The sequence below is a fragment of the Arthrobacter sp. GCM10027362 genome (genome assembly GCF_042679445.1).
GTDB lineage: Bacteria > Actinomycetota > Actinomycetes > Actinomycetales > Micrococcaceae > Crystallibacter.
In genome coordinates, this window is the sequence record NZ_JBHTML010000181.1 from 1 (window position 1) to 7,611 (window position 7,611).

Genomic DNA, 7,611 nt, shown 5'->3' on the forward strand with positions numbered 1-7,611 from the left:
GGCCCAGGCGGGCGGCCGCCGCGTAGACCGGCCCGCCCCGCACGGCGGCGTGGCCGCCCATCACCCCCACCAGCTTCCGGCCGGCGCAGAACTCGTCCAGGGCGTCCCCGATGGCGTGATCGTGCAGGGCCGCCGCCAGCGTGGCGTCCAGGTCCGTGCGGGCCTTGGTCGCGGAGGCCCAGGCGAAGATCCTGGCATCCGGGGTCGCCTCGTATTCGCCCCCGCCCAGCCCCTGGTAGAGCTCGGCCGCGCTGTACAGGCGGCTGCGGTAGGCGTCGAACGGAATTCCGGGCAGCGGTGGAAAGACCAGCGCGCCGCGCCCGCGCAGCCAGTCCTCCACCCCCGGGTCGAAGCGGCAGCCCAGGAAGACGGCGCCGGCCGGGCTGAGGGACTTCAGCTGGGCGGTCCGGCCGGCCAGGTCCACGGACTGGAAGTGCCAGCCGTCCATGGACCTCGCGCCGCGCGCCAGCATCGCCTCGAAGTCCTCCGTACTCTCGATCTCGAGGACACGGGGCTGCTTCATCAGGGACGGCAATGCATTCATACCTAAGCGTAGGCGCGGTGCTCCGGATTCAGGTGCGGACGGCGGTCAGCGGCTGCCGCGCAGTTCGGTGTCGGCCGGCTGGTTCCCGTCGGTTTCGGCGGTGATCAGCACATTGCCCTCCGAGATTGCCTCCGGCAGGATGTCCGGTTCCAGCGTGGTGGCCAGCGGCTTTTCCACCACGAACAGGCACACCACCACGGCCGTCACGGCCAGCGGGATCATCAGCAGGAACAGCGGCATCAGCGCCTCGTTATAGGACTGGACAATCACCGCCTGCACCGGCTCCGGCAGCCTGTGCAGCAGGGCCGGGGTGAGCGAATGGCCGCCGCCGGTGGAGGCGGCCGCGGAGGCCGGCAGGCGTTCACCCAGCAGTTCCGTGGCGCGGTGGGCGAAGAGGCTGCCCACCAGCGCCGAGCCCAGCGTCGCACCGATCTGCCGGAAGAAGTTGTGGGCGGCAGTGGCGGTGCCGACCTGGCGCAGTGGGAAGGAATTCTGCACAATCAGCACCAGGATCTGGATGTTCAGCCCCAGGCCCAGCCCGAGCAGGCCGAGGTCCAGGCACACCAGCGACAGCCCGGTGTCCACGCGGACCAGGCCCAGCAGCGCCAGGGCGCCCGCCGTAACGACCGACCCGGCCACCGGCAGCCACTTATACCGCCCGGTCCGCGAGACCAGTGCCCCGGCGACCATGGAGGAGGCCAGCATCGCCCCCATCATCGGGATCATCAGCAATCCGGCCTCGGTGGCGCTGGCGCCGTGGGCCATCTGCAGGTAGGTGGGCATGTAGCCCAGGGCGCCGAACATGGCCACCGAGATCAGCAGGCCGGCGAGGGTGGCCAGGATGAAGTTCCGGTCCCGCAGCAGCTGCAGCGGGATAATCGGCTCGGCGGTGCGCCGCTCCACCAGGACAAAAGCCGCGGACGCGGCCACGGTTCCGGCCAGCAGGGCCAGGATGACCGGATGGCTCCACGCGTAGCTGCTGCCGCCCCAGCTGGAGGCCAGCACCAGGCAGGTGCTGGCTGCCGCCAGCAGGAGCATGCCCCACAGGTCCAGCTTCGGGCGAGCGGTGACGGCGCGCCGCTTGAGGAAGAACAGGGACCCCAGCAGGGCCGCCACGCCCACCGGCAGGTTGAGCCAGAAGGTCCAGCGCCAGCCCGGGCCTTCGGTGAGCCAGCCGCCGATCAGCGGCCCCACGACCGAGGAGAACGCGAAGACGCCCCCCATGGCGCCCATATACTTGCCGCGCTCGCGGGCCGGTACCACGTCCGCGATGACTGCCTGGGAGAGGATCATCAGGCCGCCGCCGCCAATGCCCTGGAGCACACGGGCAATGATCAGCCAGGCCATGTCCGGGGCGAGCGCCCCGACCACCGAGCCGGCGAGGAAGACCAGAATGGCCGCCACCAGCAGGTACTTACGCCCGATCAGGTCGCCGAGCTTGCCGTAGATGGGCATCATCACGGTGGAGGCCAAAATGTAGGCCGTCACCACCCACAGCATCAGGTGCGCCCCGTTGAGCTCCCCAACGATGGTGGGCAGGGCGGTGGCGAGGATGGTCTGGTTCAGGGCCGCGAGCAGCATCGCCAGGACCAGGGCCACAAAGACCAGCGCCAGGTTGGGCCGGCGGCGTGCCGCACCGTCCCAAGGGCCACCGGCAGCGCCGTCGGCAAGACCGACAGATCCAGGGGAAGATTGCGTCATTGAAGCTCCTTCAGGACGGTGCGCATCAGCCGCAGCCCGTCGTCCAGGGCGGCGAACTGGGATTCACGGGTGGGGTGTGCCGTTGTCTTCTGCATGACGTAGCGCATCCCGGATCCAACGATCATGACGAGCATCCGCGCCGTTTCCTCCACCTCGAACTCGTGCGGGTGCTGCTGCCAGCGCCGGGATGCTGCCAGCCGCTCCGTCACCAGGCCGATCAACAGCTGCTCCACCTTGGTCACGTACTGGAAGCGCCGGTGCAGCAGGTGCGGGTACCTGGCGAACAGTTCCCGGCGGTGGCCCGCCTCCTTGTCCCCGCCCTGAATGGACCGCATCACGCTGAGCATGAGCCGGCTGGTTTCCTCCAGCAGGTCCCCGTCGACGTCGTAGGCGGCCAGCACCTCCTCGTCCACGGTTGGCTCCTGCAGGCCCAGGACCGCGTCTTCCTTGGTGGCGAAGTAGTTGAAGAACGTGCGGCAGGAGACGCCGGCGGCGGTGGCCACTGCCTCCACCGTCACCTGTTCCAGGCCCTGGGTGAGGGCCGCCTGCGCGGCCGCCTGGTGCAGGGTGTTCCAGGTTTCGGCGCGCTTGCGGTCCCGGAGGGAAGTTGGTTGACTCACCAAACAATAATGGCAGGCGGCCGAAATTTACACAACTGCAAAATTTCACCTTTGCAATTCGTGTTTGCCTGCGCCCGAATGCGCCGCAGGCAGCGCACTCGGTTCCGCGACCCGCCGCAGTGCGGGGAACGGAAACGACGGCGGCCGGTTCCCCTCCATGGAGGGGAACCGGCCGCCGTCGTACGCGGGATGCGGCGGTATTGCCGCCTCAGGTCAGCGCAGGACCACCGTCCGGCTGCCGTGCAGGATCACCCGGCCCTCGCAGTGCCACTTCACCGCGTTGGAGAGCGCCTTGCACTCGGTGTCCCGGCCGGCCGCGACCAGGTCCTCCGGACCGTAGGTGTGGTCCACCTCCATCACCTGCTGGGCGATGATCGGCCCCTCGTCCAGCTCGGCATTGACGTAGTGCGCGGTGGCGCCCACGGTCTTCACGCCCTTCTCGTAGGCCTGGTGGTAGGGCTTGGCCCCCTTGAAGCTGGGCAGGAAGGAGTGGTGGATGTTGATTACCCGCCCCTCCATCCGGGTCGCCAGCGAGTCGGAGAGCACCTGCATGTACCGGGCCAGCACCACCAGTTCCACCTCGAAGCGGTCCACCAGGTCCAGCAGCTTCGCCTCGGCTTGCGGCTTGGTGTCCGGGTTGACCGGGATGTGGAAGAACGGGATGCCGTGCCATTCGACCAGCCGCTGGTGGTCCAGGTGGTTGGAGACCACCGCCACGATCTCCACCGGCAGTTCCCCGGTGCGGGCCCGGAAGAGCAGGTCGTTGAGGCAGTGGCCGAACTTGGAGACCATCACCAGCACCCGGCGCTTGGCCCCGTGCTCGTCCAGCTTCCAGTTCATCCCGTGATCCAGCGCCAGCGGCTCGAAGGACTGGCGCAGCTTGGCCACGGAGGCTTCGGCCGGGACCACGAAGTGCACGCGCATGAAGAAGTGCCCGTGGCGCCGGTCCCCGAACTGCTTGATGTCCAGGATGTCGCCGCCGTGCTCGAGCAAAAAGCCCGAGACGGCATGGACGATCCCGGGCCGCTCCGGGCAGTCCAGGGTGAGCACCTGCTCGGTGCCCGCTGCGCCCTTGTTTTCCGGCATATGCCTCAACTCCTCAGCATTCGATGACGTTCACGGCCAGACCTCCGCGGGAGGTTTCCTTGTACTTGACCTTCATGTCCTTGCCGGTCTCGCGCATGGTCTTAATGGCCATATCCAGCGTAACCTTGTGCGACCCGTCGCCCTGCAGGCACAGCCGCGCGGCGTTGATCGCCTTGACGCTGGCGATCGCGTTCCGCTCGATGCAGGGAATCTGCACCAGCCCGCCCACCGGGTCGCAGGTCAGCCCGAGGTTGTGCTCGATGCCCACCTCGGCGGCGTTCTCCACCTGTTCCGGAGTCCCGCCGAGCACCGCGCAGAGCGCGCCGGCGGCCATCGAGCAGGCCGAGCCGACCTCGCCCTGGCAGCCGACCTCGGCGCCGGAGATCGAGGCGTTTTCCTTGAACAGGATCCCGATCGCGGCGGCGGTGAGCAGGAAGTCCACCACCCCGTCCTCGTTGGCTCCGGGTACGAACCGGGTGTAGAAGTGCAGCACGGCGGGGATGATGCCGGCGGCCCCGTTGGTCGGCGCGGTGACGATCCGCCCGCCCGAGGCGTTCTCCTCGTTGACCGCCAGGGCATAGAGGTTGACCCATTCCATGGCCCAGAGCGGGTCCGCCACCGGCTGCCCGCCGCCTGCGGCAATGCGCTGGGCCTCGGCCTCGGCCGCCCGCAGCTTCCGGCGCAGCTCGGGCGCCCGGCGGCGGACCTTCATGCCCCCGGGCAGCACCTCCTCGGTGCGGGTGCAGCCGTTCTCCACGCATTCCTGCATCACGGCCCAGATGTGCAGCAGCCGTTCCCGAAGCTCGGCTTCGGACCGCCAGGACAGCTCGTTGGCGAGCATGATCTGCGCGATCGACTTGCCCTCGGTGCGGCAGTGCGCCAGCAGCTGCGCGCCGGTGGTGAACGGGTAGGGCAGGTCGGTGGCGTCCGGGACGATCCGGTCCGCCCCGGCGGCGTCCTCGTCCACCACGAAGCCGCCGCCCACCGAATAGTAGGTGCGCTCGCGCACCAGGTTCCCGGCGTCGTCGTAGGCGAAGAAGGTCATGCCGTTCGGGTGCGCCGGCAGCGTCTTGCGCCGGTGCAGGATCACGTCGGCGTCGTAGTCGAAGCGCACCGGCCGGGTGCCGGCGAGCACCAGCTTGCCGGAGGCGACGGCCTCGCGGACCTGGGCGTCGGCGGTGTCCGTATCCACCGTCTCCGGGTCCTCCCCGGCCAGGCCGAGCACCACGGCCTTGTCCGAGCCGTGGCCCCAGCCCGTGGCGCCGAGCGAACCGAACAGTTCGGCCCGCACGCGCGCCACGGACTCGAGCTGCCCGTCGGCGGCCAGGCCGGCGGTGAACCGCCGGGCCGCCCGCATCGGGCCCACCGTATGGGAGGAGGAGGGCCCGATGCCAACGGAAAACAGATCCAGTGCACTCAGCGCCATTACGGTACCTCGGGGACGGCGAATTCGGTCATGGCGTCCAGCAGCCAGCGCGCGGTGTAGTCCGCGAAGGACGCCCGCGGCAGGATCCGGTACGTCTGCTCGCCCGTCTGCCACAGCAGCACCGGCACCGGGCCGAGCTGGGTGGTGACCGCGGTGCCCGGGCCGAAGGAGCGCGGGTGCAGGTCCGAGTGGCAGCCCTTTTCCAGCACCAGCCGGGCCGAGGGGCCGGACAGTTCCAGCGTGGTGCGGTTGGCGGACAGGTCCACGACGGCGCCCGGCTCGTCCCCCAGCGCCTCGATGAAGGCGCCGGCCCCGGTGCCCTCGGGGGCGACCAGCAGGTACTCGTCCGGACCCAGCCACAGGATGGCGGCGCCCCCGCTTCCATCAGAGTCCCCGGTGGTCTGCCCCACCTTTGCGGGCAGGGCGACGCCGGCGGCCGCTTCCAGCGCGGCCGCGGCGGCCGAGCCGGGCTGGGCGCGCAGGCCCACCATGGTCAGGAACGGGATCTCGCGCAGCGTGACGCCGCGCTCCCCCGCCACCGCGCCTTCGCGGATCACGTCCTCCAGGTGCGCCAGCGGGCTGCGGCGCAGTTGGGAAATGTTGGTCAATACCTGCTCAGCCATCACGACGGCTCCCTTCCGGGTCGAAAAGTACGGTTTCTGCCACGGTCACTTCCACCAGCTGCCCGTCCAGCGGAGCCAGCAGGGTCTCGCCAATGCGGTTGCGGCCGTTCTTGATCAAAGCCAGGCCGAAGGTCCGGCCGAGGGCGGGGCTGCGGTAGCTGGAGGTCACATGCCCCTCCATCGGCACCGGCCCCTCCTGCGGGGTCACCGGGGTGCCCTGCGCCACCAGCTGGGCGCCTTCGGGCAGCAGGAACTCGGGGTCCACCGGCAGCACGCTGACCAGCTGCTTGCGGTCCTCGCGGGTGTTGTCCAGGCGGGAGTAGGAGCGCTTGCCCACGAAGTCCTTGGCCTTGGAGACGATCCACTCCATCGCCGCGTCCTGCGGGGTCACCGTGCCGTCGGTGTCCTGGCCGACGATGATGTAGCCCTTCTCGGCACGCAGCACGTGCATGGTCTCGGTGCCGTACGCGGTGATGCCGAACTCGGCACCGGCCTCGGCCACGGCCTCCCAGACCGCCAGCCCGTACCAGCCGTCCACGTTGATCTCGAAGGCCAGCTCGCCGGAGAAGGAGATCCGGGCGATCTTCGCCGGGATGCCCGAGGCCAGCGTGGTGTCGCGGAAGGCCATGAACGGGAAGGCCTCGTTGGACAGGTCCAGCTGCGGGGCCAGCTTGGCCAGCACCGCGCGGGACTTCGGCCCGACGACGGCCACGGTGGCGATCTGCTCGGTGACCGAGGTGCAGACCACGTCCAGCTCGGGCCACTCGGTCTGCAGCCACTCCTCGAACCAGTCCAGCACCTTCGCTGCTCCGCCGGTGGTGGTGGTGAGCAGGAAGCGGTCCTCGGCCAGGCGCATCACGGTGCCGTCGTCGAAGATCATCCCGTCGGGGGTGCACATCACGCCGTAGCGGCAGGCGCCGATGGCCAGCTTCTTGTAGGCGTTGGTGTAGATCCGGTTCAGGAACTCGGCCGCGTCCTTGCCGCGGACCTCGATCTTGCCCAGGGTGGTGGCGTCCATGAAGCCCACGGAGGAGCGCACCGCGGCGCATTCGCGCAGCACGGCCGTTTCCATGTCCTCGCCCGGCTTCGGGAAGAACCAGGGCCGCTTCCACTGTCCGACGTCCTCGAACAGGGCTCCGTGGTCCACGTGCCAGGAGTGCATCGGGGTCAGCCGGGCCGGGTCGAACAGCTCGCCGCGCTGGCGGCCGGCCAGGGCGGCGAAGGCCACCGGGGTGTACGGGGCGCGGTAGGTGGTGGTGCCGATGCCGCCGATGTCGCCGCTCTTGAGCGCGTGCCCGATCACGCCGATCACGTTCACGCCCGAGGTCTTGCCCTGCTCGTCGCCGGTGGAGATCGAGGTGTAGCGCTTGACGTGCTCGACGGAGCGCATGCCGGCGCCGGTGGCGCGCAGCACGTCCTTGACGGTCTGGTCGCGGTGCAGGTCCACGAAGTGGGTGCCGAAGTCCTGCTCGGCGTTTCCTGCCGTGCCCGGCACCAGCCAGACCTCGCGGAACTGTCCGGCGGCCGCGGTGCGCTCGGCATCACCGGGCAACTCGGCGGCGCTGCCGCTGTCCTGTCCGGCGGCCGGGAAGCCGGCGGCCTCGGCCGCGG

6 protein-coding genes and 1 pseudogene are annotated in these 7,611 nt (G+C 69.7%); all 7 read right to left on the reverse strand.

The window, feature by feature from the left end; translation table 11 throughout:
* A pseudogene (locus ACFQ36_RS18655) lies at window positions 1-523 on the reverse strand (Rossmann fold nucleotide-binding protein); the annotation flags it as partial.
* Between the two features lie 66 nt (window positions 524-589).
* Window positions 590-2,245 carry an MDR family MFS transporter gene (locus tag ACFQ36_RS18660; RefSeq protein ID WP_377016333.1) on the reverse strand — a complete coding sequence of 552 codons (1,656 nt, stop codon included), beginning with the start codon at window positions 2,243-2,245 and terminating at the stop codon, window positions 590-592.
* The gene (locus ACFQ36_RS18665) at window positions 2,242-2,865 is read right to left on the reverse strand and encodes a TetR/AcrR family transcriptional regulator (protein ID WP_377016335.1); all 624 of its coding nucleotides are present in this window, start codon (window positions 2,863-2,865) and stop codon (window positions 2,242-2,244) included. Before ACFQ36_RS18665 ends, ACFQ36_RS18660 begins: the two co-directional genes overlap by 4 nt.
* A 213-nt stretch (window positions 2,866-3,078) precedes the next feature.
* Entirely contained in the window at window positions 3,079-3,951 is an 873-nt protein-coding gene (gene purU / locus ACFQ36_RS18670; RefSeq protein ID WP_377016337.1) for a formyltetrahydrofolate deformylase, read from the reverse strand.
* A 13-nt stretch (window positions 3,952-3,964) separates the two neighbouring features.
* A complete protein-coding gene (locus ACFQ36_RS18675) occupies window positions 3,965-5,377 on the reverse strand; it encodes an L-serine ammonia-lyase (RefSeq protein WP_377016339.1) in 1,413 nt (470 codons plus the stop codon).
* Window positions 5,377-6,000, reverse strand: a complete 624-nt coding sequence (locus tag ACFQ36_RS18680) for a sarcosine oxidase subunit gamma (RefSeq protein WP_377016341.1) — start codon at window positions 5,998-6,000, stop codon at window positions 5,377-5,379. The genes ACFQ36_RS18675 and ACFQ36_RS18680 overlap by 1 nt, the downstream gene beginning before the upstream one ends.
* Window positions 5,993-7,611: glycine cleavage T C-terminal barrel domain-containing protein (locus ACFQ36_RS18685; RefSeq protein WP_377016343.1), on the reverse strand; the 1,619-nt coding region annotated here is incomplete at its 5' end. The genes ACFQ36_RS18680 and ACFQ36_RS18685, both read right to left, overlap by 8 nt.

What these genes read in the sequence shown, in the direction of transcription:
- ACFQ36_RS18680 (WP_377016341.1), bottom strand. Translation starts at nt 6,000, where the DNA reads ATGGCTGAGCAGGTATTGACCAACATTTCCCAACTGCGCCGCAGCCCG.
- ACFQ36_RS18660 (WP_377016333.1), bottom strand. Translation starts at nt 2,245, where the DNA reads ATGACGCAATCTTCCCCTGGATCTGTCGGTCTTGCCGACGGCGCTGCC.
- ACFQ36_RS18675 (WP_377016339.1), bottom strand. Translation starts at nt 5,377, where the DNA reads ATGGCGCTGAGTGCACTGGATCTGTTTTCCGTTGGCATCGGGCCCTCC.
- purU (WP_377016337.1), bottom strand. Translation starts at nt 3,951, where the DNA reads ATGCCGGAAAACAAGGGCGCAGCGGGCACCGAGCAGGTGCTCACCCTG.